Below are 15,933 nucleotides of genomic sequence, written 5' to 3' on the forward strand. Positions count from 1 at the left end.
CTCCATCATAACGATATGAAGAAGAAAGTACAAGCTTCACTAACCGAATATGTATAAGCAAATTAAAATTGCAGCAAAAAAACCGACTAAATCTGAAAATAAGCCAACTTTCAACGCATACCTGGATTTCCGGATGCCTACAGCTCCAAAGTAAACCGTCAGAACATACAAGGTGGTATCCGTGCTGCCTTGGATGGTTGAAGCAATCCTGCCGATCATGGAATCAGGTCCAAACGTCTGGATAAGATCGGTCGTAAAGGCTAAAGAGCCTGCACCTGTCAGCGGGCGCAATATACCTAAAGGGAGCACTTCACTTGGAATCCCTGCCCAATCGAATAGCGGTCTTACCGCCGAGAGCATTAACTCCAGTGCCCCAGAGGAACGGAACATACTAATCGCGACCATCATGCCTACTAAATGTGGAATTATGTTTATGGCTGTGCCAAAGCCGTCTTTTGCCCCTTCGACAAAGGTCTCATAGACGGGTACCTTGCGCCTAAGTGCTGCGTATAGCGGAATAAAAACTATGATTGCCGGAATCATCCAAGCCGATAAACTGGTAAAAAGGTTATACAACGCTCTCACCTCCAGCAGCAGGCAATGCCGCCTTCATACTGATTGGCTTAGGAGGAGGAGTAATTGGCGGTGGTGACTTTCTCCTGTACCAGCGGTCGGCAAGAATTGCAGCGGAGGTTGCGACGAAGGTTGCGGCAAGCGTCGTTCCAATAATTTCAGCTGGATTAGCTGAGCCGTAATTCATCCGAATTGCGATTAACGTGGTGGGAATAATCGTGATACTCGAGGTGTTGAGCGCCAGAAGCGTGCACATGGCAGGTGTTGCCGTAGCAGGGTCAGGATTAAGCTTCTGAAGTTCCTGCATCGCTTTTATTCCCATAGGTGTTGCGGCATTGCCAAGTCCAAAGAGATTGGCGCTTAAATTACTCATAATGTAGCCGATTGCCGGATGATTAGGAGGAACATCAGGGAACAGCTTCCTCACAATGGGTCCGAGCATACGGGCCAAAGTTTGAAGCAGACCTGCGTCCTCCGCGATTCGCATCATACCGAGCCAAAACACCATGATGCTTATTAAACCAAAGCTGACGGTGACGCCAGATTTAGCCCCCTCAAAGGCAGCTTGCGTCACCGCATCCATCTTTCCTGTAATCGCAGCAACGACAACACTCGCTACGATGAAAAACAACCATATCCAGTTTACCATTAAGGTCGCCTCCCCAACTGTGCAGCTTGCGGTATTCCATCAACGTCTCCCGCGCTGATAGGAATTAATGTTCAAATAATGCATCCAATACTTTTATGACCGAACCAAAAATCGGCTTTCGCAGATCTTGGTTTGTGGCCTTTTGAAAATCAGCAAGCGATTGTAAATATTTTTGCGATTTCATCGATTGCTCAAGCTTTGGGCTTGCCACATCATAAACGGGTACTGCTCCGATTTTGACGTTATTCATATGCCATTCCAATATTCCGCGTTCACCTAATGTGTAACGAATAGAATCCATTTCGTGCAGAACCAGGCGTGATTGAATATCGTTTGCTTCTTCCTCCGCAAGCGGATATTTGAAGGATTGTCCAATCGTATAGGGATATCCGGAAATTTGCTGTCCTTTGGCAGCAATCTCCTTTAAGGGATAATTGCCAAAGCCCCAATCGAGCATTTTACGATGATCCGCCCAATCGTCTCCGTCATTAATCGTAACAGCCGCAAGCTGCTGCCCCTCTCTTGTTGCGGAGCTGACTAGACAACGAAGCGATTTTTTTGTATATCCCGTTTTCACCCCGTCTGCGCCTTCATACATAGACAACATTTTGTTTTTGTTCGTATAGCTGTATTCCCATTTTTCATGCGGATTGGGCACCTTTTTGACTCGTGTGCTCACGATTTCGGCAAATACCTCGTTTTTCAGAGCATATGCGGTCAGCTTGGCCAGGTCATTAGCTGAGGAATAATGACCTTCCTCATCTAGGCCATGTGGATTTTTAAATTGCGTGTGCGTTAGACCCAAAAAGGTTGCTTTTTCATTCATCAGATGTACGAAACCTTCCTCGGATCCGCCTACATGCTCCGCGATAGCCGTTGCGGCATCATTTCCGGATCTGAGCATTAGCCCATAAAGCATATTAAGCAGGCTCATTTCTTCGCCCAGCTGAAGATAAATCGAGGATCCTTCCTTACCGACAGCGCGTTTGCTTGTCTTGACCTTATCGGTCAGCTTGCCATTATCGATGGCTACGATCGCCGTCATAATTTTCGTTAAGCTCGCTATCCGCATCGAAGTGTCGCCGTTGCTGCTGAACAACAGCCGACCAGACTCAACATCAATCAGAGCCGATGCTCTTGCATTCGTATGGAGTGGACCTGGGTTTGCCAAGGCTGTTGTCGGAAGGCTGCTTGTCCCAATCAGCAAAGCTGCCATTAAACTCAAAGCAGCAATCCTCCGCAGTTTCATGAAGTACATATCCAATGTTGCTCCTCTCGCAGCGTTTGTAGATAAAGCTTGTGTCTATTTCAGTATATGCCTGTACACTCTGCTCTAGACGAAAAGCCCGATAAAAATGAAAAACTGCCCTCTCGGGCAGTTATGTCATAAGAGGTGATTTACTTCGACATGTCCGCTTATTACGGTTGGGGACGGATCGACGTATGCAGATGTGCTGGAAGGCTGCTTCATCATCGATTGCAGCTTTTCGAAGACATGAGGCGCGGAGTCGATTACCCGCTCAAGCAAATGTGTTTGGCTGTCGAGTGGTACAATTTTCACGCCATGCGTACCTACAACCAAGAATGCGATAGGTGTAATGGATACACCGCCGCCGCTACCACCGCCGAACGGCATGGATACTGAGGCATGCTGCGCATCGGACTGTGAACCGTTTTTATGATCGGCATCATCTAATCGAATGTCGCTGCCCCCTGCTACAAATCCAAACCCCACTTTCGAAATTGGCATAATAATGCTGCCATCAGGCGTTTGTACAGGGTCACCGACGATCGTATTGACGTCAACCATCTCTTTAATATTTTCCATTGCGGTTTGCATTAAACCTTGAATAGGATGTTCTGCCATGCTTTGACGCCTCCTTTCATTTTCCTCATCCGAACTAAAAGTTGCAGTCCGGCAAGGATAGCATAACCGAAGCGTATTTGGGCTATGCATGACCATTCCGTCGTAAAAGCAGATTGTTGATAATTGGGCTGAACATTCATATTCGGTTCTGTTTTCAGCTTAACCATTTGGGACAAAACGCCGATAATCGATGTTTTTACGGACCAGACCAGGCCAGTTGACATCGCGGTCCACATCGCATCACCGGTACCTACAGACGTAGACCAGTTCCACTCCAATAGCCGCACCTTCGTTAAAGTCTTTCTCACCCAACCCGTTAGATTACGTGTCATTTGGAGCAGATGCTTAAATTTATCGATGGCATTTGCGACCTTATCGGCATCAATTTCCTCATTGAATTGCTTCCATGTGTTGATTCCCGCGCTCGTATTCGAGACCTCTTCCTTCAGTTGGATAGATGTACCGGTAAATTGCATAATCGGCACTTTCTTGGTATATCGGATTATTCCGAAAAGTGCTTTTATGTTCACTTCTGCATCATCATCGTTGCCAATTCGCCGCATCTGACCTTTAATGACAACCTGCGAGCTTAAGACAACAACTAAAATGAGCAAAAAAAAGAGACTGGCCGCCGTTATCCAACCGTAAGGGTAACCGAGCATCATGATGCTTCCTCCGTTTCCCTAATATGGGTTGAATATAGTATGACCCGGCGGCCAATTCTCATTCTTTTATTTCTTCAATTGTCATCTGCTGACCATCAAGCCGATCGAAAAGTAACTGAGTCTGCTCCTCAAGCGCATCATCGATATCCACGTTTCCTGGTTCTGGCAGTTCTTTGATGGAAGGTAATCCAAAGTAATCTAAAAATGATTTCGTTGTTCCGTATAATATCGGGCGGCCAATCTGCTCGGCACGGCCAACCTCTTCGATTAGATCTTTTGATACGAGCGATTGAATCGCCCTATCGCTCTTTACACCACGGATTTCTTCAATTGAGATTCTCGTGATGGGTTGACGATAAGCTACGATAGAGAGTGTCTCTAGCGCAGCCTGTGAAAGCTGTGAACGAGTGGGTGTATAAGCCATCCGCTCAAAATACGGAGCGTGCTCCAAATGTGTGGTTAGCCGATATGAAGCAGCAACCTCCGCAATTTGAATGCCGCGTCCCTCGCGTTCGAGGTCACGCTGCAAATCATATACCAAATCGGAGGCAAGATCCGCGTCAAGCTCTAAAATATCTGCGAGCTGCCGCTTAGTCAGACCCTCATCGCCTGCCATAAACAGCAAACCCTCAATAATTGTCTTCAACTTCTGATAATCCAATTTGAGACGACTCTCCTCTCCAATGAATAACGATGTCGTCAAAGAGCTGATGCTGAAAGCAGCGTACTTGCTTCATTTTCATAAGCTCCAGAATCGCAAGAAAAGTGACCACGATTTCGTGCCTGTCCATATTTTCACGAATGAGACGCGAAAAACGAACCGTTTCAAATTGCTTTAGCACATCCACGATATCTCGAATGCGATCCTTGACAGAAATCTCGTCACGCTGAACCGTTGCAACGACATTGCGTCTTGCTGCCCGTCGCAGTGCCTTCTGAAAGGCAGAAATTAAATCAGACAGATGGACGCCCTCCACTGGGTTAACCTTCTCTTCCTTCATGAATGGCGTCATATCTTCCGGTTCACGAGAATAAACAAGGCTGCGCTCGACTTCCTTCTCGCGCAGCTGTTCGGCAATTTGCTTGAACTTTCTGTATTCTACGAGCTTCTGTATGAGCTCGTCTCGCGGATCCAGACCATCATCAGGCCAATCCTCGTAATCATCCTCAAATACGGGAGGCTTAGGAAGAAGCTGCTTGCTCTTTATCGCCAAGAGGGTAGCCGCCATCACTAGAAACTCACTCGTAACCTCCAGCTCCAGCTCCTTCATCGCATGCAAGTAATCCATATATTGAATCGTAATCTCGCTGATAGACACTTCATGGATATCGATTTCGGCTTTGTCGATCAAGTGAAGCAATAGATCAAGCGGCCCCTCAAAAGAATCCAGCTTATAAAGCACCGACACTTACATTTCCTCCCGCCTAGCCTTAACTTCGCAGCTTAACCTTGCAATTGCTTTGTCAAATTCGCCATTTCAATTGCGCTGGCAGCAGCCTCGTAACCTTTATTTCCTGCTTTTGTGCCAGCACGCTCGATAGCTTGCTCAATCGAATCCACCGTGAGTACGCCAAAAATCGTTGGGATACCTGTTTTCAGCGCGATTGCTGCAACGCCCTTAGCCGCTTCATTGCAAACAAAATCAAAATGCGGCGTTGATCCGCGAATGACCGCGCCAAGGGTGATAACCGCGTCGTATTTTCCGCTCTCAGCCATTTTTTGCGCGATTAGCGGAATTTCGAATGCACCTGGAACCCAAGCGACTTCAACGTCAGAATCCTGTGCACCGTGGCGCTTAAAAGCATCCAATGCTCCTCCAAGAAGCTTGCTTGAAATAAACTCGTTGAAACGTCCTACTACTACTCCATATTTTAAACCTTCTGATACTAAATGTCCCTCATAAATACGTGCCATTTTGTCATCTTCCTCTCGTTATATTAAATGATATAGTCAATATCTTCAAAGCTAAGTAAATGTCCCAGCTTAGATTTCTTGGTTCGCAGATAACTTTTATTATCTTCCTTCGTCTCCATTTGAATCGGAACACGTTCCACGACCTCTAAGCCATAACCCTCGAGCCCTTTAATTTTGCGCGGATTATTTGTCATCAAACGCATTTGGCGTACGCCAAGATCCTTCAAAATTTGAGCGCCAATACCATAATCGCGCAAATCAGCCGGAAAACCAAGCTTTAAATTTGCATCAACCGTATCCAAACCTTGCTCTTGCAGCTCGTAGGCCTTTAATTTGTTGATCAAACCAATGCCTCTTCCTTCTTGACGCATATAGAGCAGCACACCGCTCCCTGCTTCTTCAATTTGCTTAAGTGCCGCTTCGAGCTGAGGACCGCAATCACAACGATGAGAGTGAAATACATCCCCCGTCAAGCACTCGGAATGGACTCTTACCAGCTGTGGACGTTCAGGCTCGATGTCGCCTTTAATAAGCGCTATATGCTCCTTATTGTCAACAAAATTCGTATACGCAATCGCGCGGAAAGTACCGAAATCCGTAGGCAGATTAACATCAACCGCACGCTCTACCAGCTTTTCCTTTGCATTGCGGTACTGAATAAGCTCTTGAATCGTAATGAGCTTTAGATTGTGCTTCTCTTTAAAGACAAGCAGATCAGGCAAACGGGCCATCGTACCGTCTTCATTTATAATTTCACAAATTGCCCCAGCCGGTGCTGATCCGCACATAACAGCCAGATCGATGGCCGCCTCGGTGTGACCTGCGCGGCGAAGCACGCCGCCTGACTTTGCAATGAGCGGGAAAATATGGCCCGGTCTGCGGAAATCAGATGCTTTTGTAGATGGGTCAATTAACGCCTTGACCGTTTCCGAGCGCTCGAACGCCGAAATACCGGTGGTAGTCCCCGCGTAATCGACGGACACGGTGAACGCTGTGCCATGATAATCCGTATTATGCGTGACCATTGGCGGCAAATCAAGCTGTTCCGCACGTTCCTGCGTTATAGGTACACACACAAGGCCCCGGGCTTCGGTGATCATAAAATTAATGACCTCCGGTGTCGTTCTATCAGCTAGCGCGATAAGATCACCCTCGTTTTCCCGATCTTCGTCATCTACGACAATAACCGGCTTACCGAGCTTAAGATCCTCCAACGCATCCTCGATTCTATCAAATGGACTTTTTTCTGTATGTTCCATATGGGATTCCCTCCTTTGTGACAACCATGCTAAAGCTACAACCAAACCTTCAAAGGCTACATCCAAACCTTCAAAGGCTTCATCCAAACCTTCAAGGCTTTTCGAACCCACCCAAACCCTCCCTTCCAAGGGAGGGCCCCGAGGACTGCGTCCTCTGGACACCTGCAATTGGACTAACGCGGGAGCCAAACCGGTGCATGTGTGCTGCGTCTGCGGCGGATCGCTTTCGTCCCTGCAGGACACGCTTTACTTTTTGGAGGATGAGCTTTGGTTACTTTTACGAACAGACAACAAGACCTTTAAAGGATCAACAAACCTTATAAGGCTTCATCAAAACTTTAAGGCTTCATCCAAACTTTAAGGATTCAACCCAACCTTAAAGGTTCAATAAACCTTCGAAAGATTCAACCCAACCTTTAAAGATTCAACCAAACCTTTAAAGATTCAACCAAACCTTTAAAGATTCAACCAAACCTTTAAAGGCTTTTCGAACCCACCAAAACCCTCCCTTCCAAGGGAGGGCCCCGAGGACTGCGTCCTCTGGACACCTGCAATTGGACTGACGCGGAAGCCAAACCGATACATTTGTGCTGCGTCTGCGGTGGATCGCTTTCGACCTTGCGGGACACGCTTTACTATTTGGAGGATGGGCTTATGGGCTTTGGTTACTTTTAGGAGCAGACAACCAGACCTTAAGGATTAACAACCCAGCTTCTGCAATAAATAAATTAAATGGATATTCTCCAGTTAATAATAATGTTTACAATGATTTAGACGAATTAACTGGAATTTCTCCATCTAATATCAGCAAATTTCATTCAATGGAAGAGAATGCTCTAATTTACATGGAGAAATTCCAGTTAAATGAGCTATTTGAACCGTTTGAGTTAAATTAACTTGAGAAATTACCGTTAATTGAACACTCGGCTTACACTGATCTGCAAATAATTAACGAATGAATTTTATTTGGCAGCCCTATTAATTAATCTAATCATTCAACTAAATCAAGTTATAAGAAACCATTCTCCAACAGGAATGCCGTGCTGAGCTTGGACTCGGCTTTGGCAGCCTCAGGCTTTTTGAAATGAAGCAGATGATCGACATATTTGCCGATCACATCGCATTCTATGTTGACGGTATCGCCTGCATGCTTGTGCTGTAAGGCAGTCTCGCCAAGCGTATGTGGAATGATCGACACTGATAAGGAATGTCCGGAAGTATCCACAACAGTTAAACTAATACCGTCGATGGTTATGGAGCCCATAGGAATGACATAGCGCAGCATGTCGGAATCCTCTAATTGAATCTTATACACGACCGCGTTCGCATCCGAATTTCGATTGACGATTTTGCCAGTGCCGTCTACATGGCCTTGAACAATATGACCGCCAAATCTTCCGCCAGCTTGCATTGCACGTTCTAGATTCACTCGTTCACCAGCACGAAGCTGGTGAAGACTGGACTTACGGTACGTCTCTGGCATGACGTCAGCAGAAAACGATGAAGAGTCAAAAGATGTAACGGTTAAACAAACACCGTTGACCGAGATGCTGTCCCCAAGCATGACACCATCCGTCACATGAGTTGCCCCGATTACCAGTCGCATCGCCTCGCCCTGCTTCGTAATTCCTTTCATTTTCCCCACTTCTTCCACTAATCCGGTAAACATGAGCGTCCTCCTCAAAGGTTTTGCGACTGCAAAACCTACTTCGTAAGCATGATTCAAAGTTTTGCAAATTTATGTCGCCTGGTTCAGCGAACGTAAGATCTATTCTTCAATTTTAAGCGGCGATGTGCGAAAAAACAGACTTATAAGCTATGAACATTATTAGGTTTAACCCGCATGCCTTAACTTTTAATAAACGGGATATCCGGAGACGCAAATATCTTCGCCTGCCATTTCTACACTCACACGTTCCAATTGAACGGCATCTGCCATTTTCTCAAAACCAGCAAAAGTGAAAGCGCCTGGCGCGTCAACTCCGCCAATAATTTTTGCTGCGTAATAAAGAACGATTTTATCGATTAGACCCGCTTCCAGCATTGCACCGTTTAGTTGTCCCCCGCCCTCAAGCAAGATCGAACCGATCTCAAGCTCACCTAGCTTTTTCATACCGGCAATAAGATCAACCTTCTCATCAGACCCGCAAGTCACGACTTCAATGCCCGCTGCTTCCAAAGCATGTCGGCGATCTTCACTTGCTTGGCCAGAGGTCAAAACGATGGTACGAACGGAGCGATCGACTACTACCCGAGCATCCAATGGCAGCCGCAGTGTAGAGTCCACAATTATGCGCACGGGATCAATAGCCGGGACTGCTGCTCTCGTATTTAAGAGCGGATCATCTGCGAGCACAGTACCGATACCAACCATAATGGCCTCATGCTGATGACGCAGCGTATGAACCTGTTCCCGAGCAGCCGTCCCCGTCACCCAGCGGCTATCGCCAGTTCGAGATGCTATTTTCCCATCAAGTGTGCTTGCAGTCTTAAGGGTTACAAAAGGAAGACGCGTCGTAATGTACTTATTGAATTTCTCGTTAAGCTGCTGAGACCGCTGCTCGAGCACCCCTACCGTAACGTCGATGCCTTCTTCACGAAGCCTTGCAATTCCTCTGCCGGATACCTCTGGGTTCGGATCGCCGCTTGCGACTACAACCCTCGCAGCTTTTGCATCGATAATGCGCTCACAGCATGGCGGCGTTTTACCGAAATGACTGCAGGGCTCAAGTGTCACATAAACAGTTGCGCCTTCCGCCTCAGCGCCTGCCATTTGCAGGGCATGCACTTCGGCATGACCTGTGCCGCGTTTCAGATGCGTTCCAATTCCGATAATTCGTCCATCCTTCACCACAACACAACCGACGACCGGATTAATTCCGGTTTGACCAGAAGACTTTGAAGCCATCTCTAGCGCTAACCCCATGTAATACTCATCATTTAAAATGTCCATGAACAACAAAACACCCCTATCGGCAAACAATCCGACAGGGGTGATGAAAGACAAACTGAGAACTACGACAAAACCGATCGACGTTGTCGGCTTTAATGGCCGAATAATCGTAAACCGCAAAAGCTGCGATAACGGTTTGTAAAATACGCTAAAAAAACAAACCAACTCTACATGTGAAATAAAACACACACGCAAACAAGCGGAATGTTATAGCTGTCGAAGCATCCCCTTCTCCCATCCAGACTGTACTGTCGGTCCCGGATTTTCACCAGGTCCACCGTTCTAATTAGCTTCTATCGAAATTATCCGAATAAAAAGCTGCTTAGACCGGGTCACGGACTGACGAGCATCACAGGAGTTCGGTTATCCGATGCTCCTGTGTTTACTCGATCACCGCCGGTTAGGAATTTCACCTGACCCCGAAGGAAAGCTGCACTTACATAATTATAGTTAGTATATTAACACTAAATCGTTTCAACTTCAACCTTTTCCATTTTGTCTCCGCCTTTGAAAGCATCAACAAACTCCATACCCTTAGAAACCTTACCGAAAACCGTGTGACCGCCATCCAAATGCGGCTGTGGAGCGTAACCGATATAAAATTGGCTGCCGCCTGTGTTACGGCCGGCATGTGCCATTGCAAGCGTACCGCGCTCATGCTTGTTAGGGTTGATTTCGCAATTGATTGTGTAACCAGGACCGCCTGTACCATTTCCTTTTGGACAGCCGCCTTGTGCAACGAAGCCCGGGATTACGCGGTGAAATGTAAGACCGTTGTAGAAACCTTCGCTAGCAAGTTTTTCAAAGTTTGCTACTGTGTTCGGAGCGTCTTGATCAAATAGATCAATTAGAACCTCTCCGCCGTTTGCTAATGTAATTTTTGCTTGTTTTGCCATTGCTGCATCTACCTTTCTTTTATCCGAATAAGACTACGTTACCAATTTCGCCCTTATTTCGCAAGCGATGATTTTTGAAGTCTAGCCGGAATGACGTCATTGCATACGATATTTTCAAGCGACTCACGTTTAACCGCTAGGTCTGCTTGACCATCTTTAACGAAAACGACAGCCGGACGACGAATACGGTTATAGTTACTCGCCATTGCATAATTATAAGCACCTGTACAGAAAACAGCAAGCAGGTCACCATTTTCAGCTTTAGGCAATTCCAAGTCCCAAATCAGCATATCACCGCTCTCGCAGCATTTGCCGGCAATCGAAACCGTTTCTTCAGCAGCGTCATTTGCACGATTTGCAAGTACTGCTTCATATTTGGACTGGTAAAGGGCTGGGCGAGGGTTGTCCGTCATACCGCCGTCAACCGCAATGTATTTACGTACGCCAGGGATATGTTTGCTTGTGCCTACCGTATACAAAGTCGTTCCTGCATCGCCAACCATACTGCGGCCTGGCTCTACCCAAATCTCAGGCAGCGGGAACTCAGCGTTTGTGAAGTTTGTAATAATCGCTCCTGTAATTGCTGCTACATATTCGCTTATTGGAAGCGGAGTATCGCCTTCCACGTAACGAATACCGAAGCCACCGCCAAGATTGATTACCTTAAATGTAAGTCCAAGCTCGTTACGGATTGCAACCGCGAAATCAGCAACTTTATCAACCGCCATACGGAAGCCCTCAACTTCGAAAATTTGCGAGCCGATATGGGAATGAACGCCCAAAATAACTAGGTTAGGCAAAGCAAGAGCTTCTTGAATCGCTTGTTTCGCAGCACCGTTTCCAAGGTCAAAGCCGAACTTGGAATCTTGTTGGCCCGTAGAAATATAATCATGGGTATGTGCTTCTACACCTGGAGTAATACGCAGCAAGATGTTTACTTTCTTGCCTTTATCGCCAGCTAGTGCGTTCAACAGCTGGAGCTCCATAAAGTTATCGACTACGAAACAGCCGATTCCAGCGTCAAGCGCCATATTGATTTCTTCAGGTGTTTTGTTGTTTCCGTGGAAGTGGATACGCTCTGCCGGAAATCCAGCTTGCATAGCCGTATAGAGCTCGCCATCAGACACAACATCAAGAGATAACCCTTCTTGCTCGGCAATTGCGCACATAGCCATTACGCTGAATGCTTTGCTTGCATAGGCAACTTGAAATCTTAAACCAGAAACTTTGAAAGCCTCGACATACTCGCTCGCGCGTTGACGCACTAGAGCCTCATCCACAATATATAGTGGCGTACCAAACTCCGCAGCCAAATCAGCTACATCGCAACCGCCAATTTCCAAATGACCTTTTTCGTTAATTTTACTAGTTCCATGCAGGTACATATTTTCCCCTCAGCTTTCTTCTAACTGCAAGCAGGTAGAATGGATAGAATTTGCATCAATAGAACCAGTATAACGCAATTTCCCCGCCCTGCGTAATGGATAAATCAACATTTCATTTGCATTTTATGAATCACTCTGTTTTGGGCATCTTATCGCGCTGCTGCGGCCTCAAGTTATTTGGACGGGTTCGGTTGTACAAAACGGGCTGGCGGACCATGATGCTCCAAACCGCTCTCACATCAAATGGTATAATTGGCCACATATAGGGACGATTGAAGGAACGTTCCATAGTAAGCATCAGCATAATGGCTGTCGTTGCTATGACGAAGCCAGGCACGCTGAAGGCGGCCACCGAAATGATGAGCACCAATCGAACAATTCGGTTTGCGAGCCCAAGCTCGTAGCTGGGCGTTGCAAACATGCCAATCGCCGCAACAGCCATATACAAGATGACTTCATTCACGAAAATTCCGGTTTGGACCGCAATATCACCAATTAGAATCGCAGCAACGAGTGACATCGCCGTTGCGAGCGAAGTTGGGGTATGTACGGATGCCATCCGCAGTAAATCCACTCCGATCTCGGCAAGCAGGAACTGGACGACTAACGGCAGTTTTGCCGTTTTATTCGGACCTAAAAATTCTAGCGCCGGCGGCTTCAATTCAGGATGCATTACAAATAACAGCCATAGCGGCAGCATGAACAAGGAGGCAAAAATACCAATAAATCGCACCCAGCGTAAATAAGTACCGATAAATGGCGTTTGCCGGTTCTCCTCTGCATGCTGCATAAGATCTGAATAGGTAGTCGGTAGGGTCATAACGCTTGGCGAAGTATCAACGAATACCGCGACGTACCCCTCAAGTAAGTGTGCGGCAACCGTATCGGGTCTTTCCGAGTAACGGACGAGCGGGAACGGACTCCAACCCCGCTTAACGGTTGACTCTTCGAGCTGCTTATCCGCTAGCGGCAAGCCATCGATCTTCACCATCGAAATTTTATCTTTAATCGATTTGAGCAGCTCTTTATCAACGATATCATCGATATAAGCTATACAAACATCCGTTTGCGTCCGCTCGCCCACACGAACGATCTCGTAACGCAGCTGCGGATCGCGGAGCCGTCTCCGAACGAGCGATACATTTACCATTAACGTTTCCACAAAGCCGTCTCTGCTGCCGCGTACGACTTTCTCCAGTGACGGTTCCTCTGGTCCGCGCGCAGGAAAAGCCTTAGCATCAATCATTACTACGCTCGACTCGCCGTCGATAAACAACGCGGTTCCGCCGGATAACACGCCCGTCAGCATATTATTCCAATTATCTTCTTTTGTTACCTGAGCAGCTGGAACGTACAAGTCTAAAAAAGAATGGAACGCATGAGCCGAAAGATCTTCCGGCTGCAGGAATGTCAAACGCTTGAGCACCTCGGTCAGCAGCGTATCCTTGACCAAACCATTCATGCATAACATAGCTGTTCGCCGCTCACCGAATGTCATTTCTCTCACGACGACATCGAAGCTCGTTTTATAACCGATCTCATGTTCCAATCGCGCCAGCACTTCGTCTAAATCAGATGGAATCGGTTCTTTGTCCGGCTTTTCATCATTTTTTCTTGTAGATTCGGAAATCGCGCTCCCAATCTTTTTTCGTTTGTTTGAGTGAACAAATGATGCTTCATCTACCGCAATGCCCGATTCCTCCTGCTGCTGCTCCGGAATATTTAAAATGGGAGGCACGATGTGCCGATCCTTTCCCTGTCCTTCGGAATTCTGATTATCCTTCATTCGCCTTCACCTCGTCCTTTATGTATCACCATTGAAATACAAGCCAATCAAACAAAGAGCCTAATGTTTTCCCAAGTACCATAGCCATAACTAGCGCGACCATGTAATCAGATAAATTCATTCTTTTTGCCAAAATGGGAAGTACGTTCATTACCTCTGTCAAAGCTGCCGCAAGCATCCCAACAAATATCCCGTCAAACAGCCCTGCTGTGCTCAAAAATAAACCTGAAGGCAATGACAGCTTCCAATTCATGAAATCGGCAAACGTCCAATACAATGATCCGCAAATGACGGCTGTCTCGAACCACACTGACATGCGATATGCATTCGCAATCTGAGCAAGCCGAGGAATAAGATCAAGAACAATAAGCAAGGCGACCAATCCGCTTCCTACAGCAAGGCCGCCCGCCAGCCCAAGCAGTGCAACAAAAATATTAGCAAGCGCGCTAATCATGCTCTTTATCCTTTGTCTGGTCGTAATCCGATTTTTTGCGCATTTCATCGGCAATGACATATGCATTTACATTTTCTTGATACATATAAAGCTCTACCTCAAGCGGATTCGGTTCCTCATTGAATCTTTTCCGGAAGATGTGGTTAAAGAACAACACCATTCCAAGCCCTATCCCAAGCGAATAAGGAATTTGAAACCAAAGCGGATGATCCGTTCGTTTACCGGTAATCAGCTCGACAATGCGTATATGAACCTCCTTCATGCTGACATCTGTATGAAAGTTCATGATCGCGAGGCCAGCTCCGAAAAAAAGCAGAAGCCAAGCTAGAATAAGGATAGGAATCCGTGGCTTTACCGGTTTTTCCGCTATCATCACTAGCACCTGAGGGTCTCCATAGGCTTCGACAGTTATTCCTGGCTCAAGCTCGCGAATAGCTTTGACGATCTGCAGCAAATCGATCACGACGCGATTGCCGTCCGCTTTCTTATGCTCGTAAAGCACAAGTGACTTCAATTTTTTTTCGAGATTATCGTCCTTAGCCAGAAGCCTGGCTGCCTGACCTAAAGTGACCTGCTGATTTGGTTTCGTGTAGATTCGTTTTTTTAGACGCAGATAGAGGACCGAATGGTTTGGTATTGCCATCTGTCAGCTTCCCTTCTGCTTAAACTTTGGAGTATGTTTCCCTTTTAGTATGAGAAAAGGACGATTCGGATACTCATTCAAAATGAGGTAAAAAATAGAAAAAACCAAATCGCCTTAAAGGGCGATTTGGTCTTTTATGGACTGTAATATTTTTTTCTCGAGACGTGAAACCTGAACCTGTGATATTCCCAGCCTGCTAGCCACCTCGGATTGCGTTTTGTCGCGGTAATAACGTAAGTATACGATTAATCTCTCGCGTTCGCTTAGACCTTCTATGGCTTCAACAAGCGCAAGCTTGTCAAACCATCGATCTTGGGATTCATCCGCTATTTGATCCATTAATGTGATGGGATCGCCGTCATTCTCAAACACAGTTTCGTGTATTGAAGTTGGCGGTTTATTTGCTTCTTGGGCGAAAACGACATCCTCAGGTGTAATACCCAGCCGCTCCGCAACCTCACTAATGGTGGGCAAACGACCTAACGTTTTGGAGAGCTCATCCTTCATTTTGCGCACCTTATTGGCGGTTTCTTTGAGGGATCTGCTTACCTTTAACGTACCATCATCGCGTAAAAACCGTTGAATTTCCCCAATAATCATGGGAACCGCATACGTGGAAAACTTCACATCATAGGACAAGTCGAATTTGTCTACTGACTTAAGCAATCCAATGCAGCCGATTTGGAACAAATCCTCGGGCTCATAACCGCGATTGATGAACCGCTGCACGACTGACCAAACTAGCCGTATGTTGCACTGTACGAGTGTATCCCTTGCAAGCGTATCGCCGGATTGACTTAACGCAATAAGCCGCTTTACTTCCGCGTCATCCAAATATGGCTGGGCCGTCTGCTTTAGATTGACATCCATGAGGTTCAACCCCTATAC

The 15,933-nt window shown here is 46.6% G+C and carries 18 protein-coding genes and 1 riboswitch; of the genes, 1 reads left to right on the top strand and 17 read right to left on the bottom strand.

What is annotated here, in order from left to right:
• Positions 1 to 39: 39 nt before the first annotated feature.
• The 9 genes from RCO25_RS13465 to RCO25_RS13505 all read right to left on the bottom strand — a co-directional run bounded on the left by RCO25_RS13465 (position 40) and on the right by RCO25_RS13505 (position 6,928).
• Positions 40 to 543: a spore maturation protein gene (locus tag RCO25_RS13465; RefSeq protein WP_183568153.1), complete on the bottom strand. Its 504-nt coding sequence runs from the start codon at positions 541 to 543 to the stop codon at positions 40 to 42.
• A 25-nt stretch (positions 544 to 568) separates the two neighbouring features.
• Positions 569 to 1,222 (bottom strand): nucleoside recognition domain-containing protein, encoded by a 654-nt coding sequence (locus RCO25_RS13470; RefSeq protein WP_308996663.1) that lies wholly within the window; start codon positions 1,220 to 1,222, stop codon positions 569 to 571.
• Positions 1,223 to 1,286: 64 nt separating this feature from the next.
• Positions 1,287 to 2,471 (bottom strand): D-alanyl-D-alanine carboxypeptidase family protein, encoded by a 1,185-nt coding sequence (locus tag RCO25_RS13475; RefSeq protein ID WP_374992110.1) that lies wholly within the window; start codon positions 2,469 to 2,471, stop codon positions 1,287 to 1,289.
• 135 nt (positions 2,472 to 2,606) lie between these two features.
• Positions 2,607 to 3,089, bottom strand: coding sequence for a GerW family sporulation protein (gene ytfJ, locus RCO25_RS13480; protein WP_308996665.1), 483 nt, complete (start codon positions 3,087 to 3,089; stop codon positions 2,607 to 2,609).
• The gene (locus RCO25_RS13485; protein ID WP_308996666.1) at positions 3,062 to 3,754 is read right to left on the bottom strand and encodes a DUF2953 domain-containing protein; all 693 of its coding nucleotides are present in this window, start codon (positions 3,752 to 3,754) and stop codon (positions 3,062 to 3,064) included. Before RCO25_RS13485 ends, ytfJ begins: the two co-directional genes overlap by 28 nt.
• A 58-nt stretch (positions 3,755 to 3,812) precedes the next feature.
• Complete coding sequence (gene scpB / locus RCO25_RS13490) at positions 3,813 to 4,415, bottom strand: SMC-Scp complex subunit ScpB (protein ID WP_308996667.1); 603 nt, start codon at positions 4,413 to 4,415, stop codon at positions 3,813 to 3,815.
• Complete coding sequence (locus tag RCO25_RS13495) at positions 4,384 to 5,163, bottom strand: segregation and condensation protein A (protein WP_308996668.1); 780 nt, start codon at positions 5,161 to 5,163, stop codon at positions 4,384 to 4,386. Before RCO25_RS13495 ends, scpB begins: the two co-directional genes overlap by 32 nt.
• Positions 5,164 to 5,198: 35 nt before the next feature.
• Positions 5,199 to 5,669 (bottom strand): 6,7-dimethyl-8-ribityllumazine synthase, encoded by a 471-nt coding sequence (gene ribH, locus RCO25_RS13500; protein ID WP_139994612.1) that lies wholly within the window; start codon positions 5,667 to 5,669, stop codon positions 5,199 to 5,201.
• Positions 5,670 to 5,692: 23 nt separating this feature from the next.
• Positions 5,693 to 6,928, bottom strand: a complete 1,236-nt coding sequence (locus RCO25_RS13505) for a bifunctional 3,4-dihydroxy-2-butanone-4-phosphate synthase/GTP cyclohydrolase II (protein WP_308996669.1) — start codon at positions 6,926 to 6,928, stop codon at positions 5,693 to 5,695.
• 587 nt (positions 6,929 to 7,515) lie between these two features.
• Between RCO25_RS13505 and RCO25_RS13510 the strand changes: the two genes are divergently transcribed.
• On the top strand, positions 7,516 to 7,824 hold the full coding sequence (locus RCO25_RS13510) for a hypothetical protein (RefSeq protein ID WP_308996670.1): 309 nt from the start codon (positions 7,516 to 7,518) through the stop codon (positions 7,822 to 7,824).
• A 113-nt stretch (positions 7,825 to 7,937) separates the two neighbouring features.
• Here the strand turns inward: RCO25_RS13510 and ribE are convergent, their stop codons facing one another.
• The 8 genes from ribE to sigF all read right to left on the bottom strand — a co-directional run bounded on the left by ribE (position 7,938) and on the right by sigF (position 15,915).
• Entirely contained in the window at positions 7,938 to 8,597 is a 660-nt protein-coding gene (gene ribE, locus RCO25_RS13515; protein WP_308996671.1) for a riboflavin synthase, read from the bottom strand.
• Between the two features lie 186 nt (positions 8,598 to 8,783).
• Positions 8,784 to 9,881 carry a bifunctional diaminohydroxyphosphoribosylaminopyrimidine deaminase/5-amino-6-(5-phosphoribosylamino)uracil reductase RibD gene (gene ribD, locus RCO25_RS13520; RefSeq protein WP_308996672.1) on the bottom strand — a complete coding sequence of 366 codons (1,098 nt, stop codon included), beginning with the start codon at positions 9,879 to 9,881 and terminating at the stop codon, positions 8,784 to 8,786.
• Positions 9,882 to 10,103: 222 nt separating this feature from the next.
• Positions 10,104 to 10,312: riboswitch (FMN riboswitch) on the bottom strand.
• Positions 10,313 to 10,345: 33 nt separating this feature from the next.
• On the bottom strand, positions 10,346 to 10,777 hold the full coding sequence (locus tag RCO25_RS13525) for a peptidylprolyl isomerase (protein WP_308996673.1): 432 nt from the start codon (positions 10,775 to 10,777) through the stop codon (positions 10,346 to 10,348).
• A gap of 53 nt (positions 10,778 to 10,830) precedes the next feature.
• Positions 10,831 to 12,162 carry a diaminopimelate decarboxylase gene (gene lysA / locus RCO25_RS13530; RefSeq protein ID WP_308996674.1) on the bottom strand — a complete coding sequence of 444 codons (1,332 nt, stop codon included), beginning with the start codon at positions 12,160 to 12,162 and terminating at the stop codon, positions 10,831 to 10,833.
• Between the two features lie 130 nt (positions 12,163 to 12,292).
• A complete protein-coding gene (locus RCO25_RS13535; RefSeq protein WP_308996675.1) occupies positions 12,293 to 13,948 on the bottom strand; it encodes a spore germination protein in 1,656 nt (551 codons plus the stop codon).
• A gap of 25 nt (positions 13,949 to 13,973) precedes the next feature.
• Positions 13,974 to 14,402 carry a stage V sporulation protein AB gene (locus RCO25_RS13540; RefSeq protein ID WP_308996676.1) on the bottom strand — a complete coding sequence of 143 codons (429 nt, stop codon included), beginning with the start codon at positions 14,400 to 14,402 and terminating at the stop codon, positions 13,974 to 13,976.
• Entirely contained in the window at positions 14,395 to 15,045 is a 651-nt protein-coding gene (locus tag RCO25_RS13545; protein ID WP_308996677.1) for a stage V sporulation protein AA, read from the bottom strand. The genes RCO25_RS13540 and RCO25_RS13545 overlap by 8 nt, the downstream gene beginning before the upstream one ends.
• A gap of 114 nt (positions 15,046 to 15,159) precedes the next feature.
• Positions 15,160 to 15,915 carry an RNA polymerase sporulation sigma factor SigF gene (gene sigF / locus RCO25_RS13550; RefSeq protein ID WP_308996678.1) on the bottom strand — a complete coding sequence of 252 codons (756 nt, stop codon included), beginning with the start codon at positions 15,913 to 15,915 and terminating at the stop codon, positions 15,160 to 15,162.
• Positions 15,916 to 15,933: the final 18 nt, after the last annotated feature.

The sequence above is a fragment of the Paenibacillus sp. LHD-38 genome (assembly GCF_031157315.1).
Classification (GTDB): Bacteria; Bacillota; Bacilli; order Paenibacillales; family Paenibacillaceae; genus Pristimantibacillus.

Coding starts and splice junctions, on each gene's coding strand:
- RCO25_RS13465 (WP_183568153.1), bottom strand. CDS start 543: ATGATTCCGGCAATCATAGTTTTTATTCCGCTATACGCAGCACTTAGG.
- RCO25_RS13470 (WP_308996663.1), bottom strand. CDS start 1,222: ATGGTAAACTGGATATGGTTGTTTTTCATCGTAGCGAGTGTTGTCGTT.
- RCO25_RS13475 (WP_374992110.1), bottom strand. CDS start 2,471: ATGAAACTGCGGAGGATTGCTGCTTTGAGTTTAATGGCAGCTTTGCTG.
- ytfJ (WP_308996665.1), bottom strand. CDS start 3,089: ATGGCAGAACATCCTATTCAAGGTTTAATGCAAACCGCAATGGAAAAT.
- RCO25_RS13485 (WP_308996666.1), bottom strand. CDS start 3,754: ATGATGCTCGGTTACCCTTACGGTTGGATAACGGCGGCCAGTCTCTTT.
- ribH (WP_139994612.1), bottom strand. CDS start 5,669: ATGGCACGTATTTATGAGGGACATTTAGTATCAGAAGGTTTAAAATAT.
- RCO25_RS13505 (WP_308996669.1), bottom strand. CDS start 6,928: ATGGAACATACAGAAAAAAGTCCATTTGATAGAATCGAGGATGCGTTG.
- ribE (WP_308996671.1), bottom strand. CDS start 8,597: ATGTTTACCGGATTAGTGGAAGAAGTGGGGAAAATGAAAGGAATTACG.
- ribD (WP_308996672.1), bottom strand. CDS start 9,881: ATGGACATTTTAAATGATGAGTATTACATGGGGTTAGCGCTAGAGATG.
- RCO25_RS13525 (WP_308996673.1), bottom strand. CDS start 10,777: ATGGCAAAACAAGCAAAAATTACATTAGCAAACGGCGGAGAGGTTCTA.
- lysA (WP_308996674.1), bottom strand. CDS start 12,162: ATGTACCTGCATGGAACTAGTAAAATTAACGAAAAAGGTCATTTGGAA.
- RCO25_RS13535 (WP_308996675.1), bottom strand. CDS start 13,948: ATGAAGGATAATCAGAATTCCGAAGGACAGGGAAAGGATCGGCACATC.
- RCO25_RS13540 (WP_308996676.1), bottom strand. CDS start 14,402: ATGATTAGCGCGCTTGCTAATATTTTTGTTGCACTGCTTGGGCTGGCG.
- RCO25_RS13545 (WP_308996677.1), bottom strand. CDS start 15,045: ATGGCAATACCAAACCATTCGGTCCTCTATCTGCGTCTAAAAAAACGA.
- sigF (WP_308996678.1), bottom strand. CDS start 15,915: ATGGATGTCAATCTAAAGCAGACGGCCCAGCCATATTTGGATGACGCG.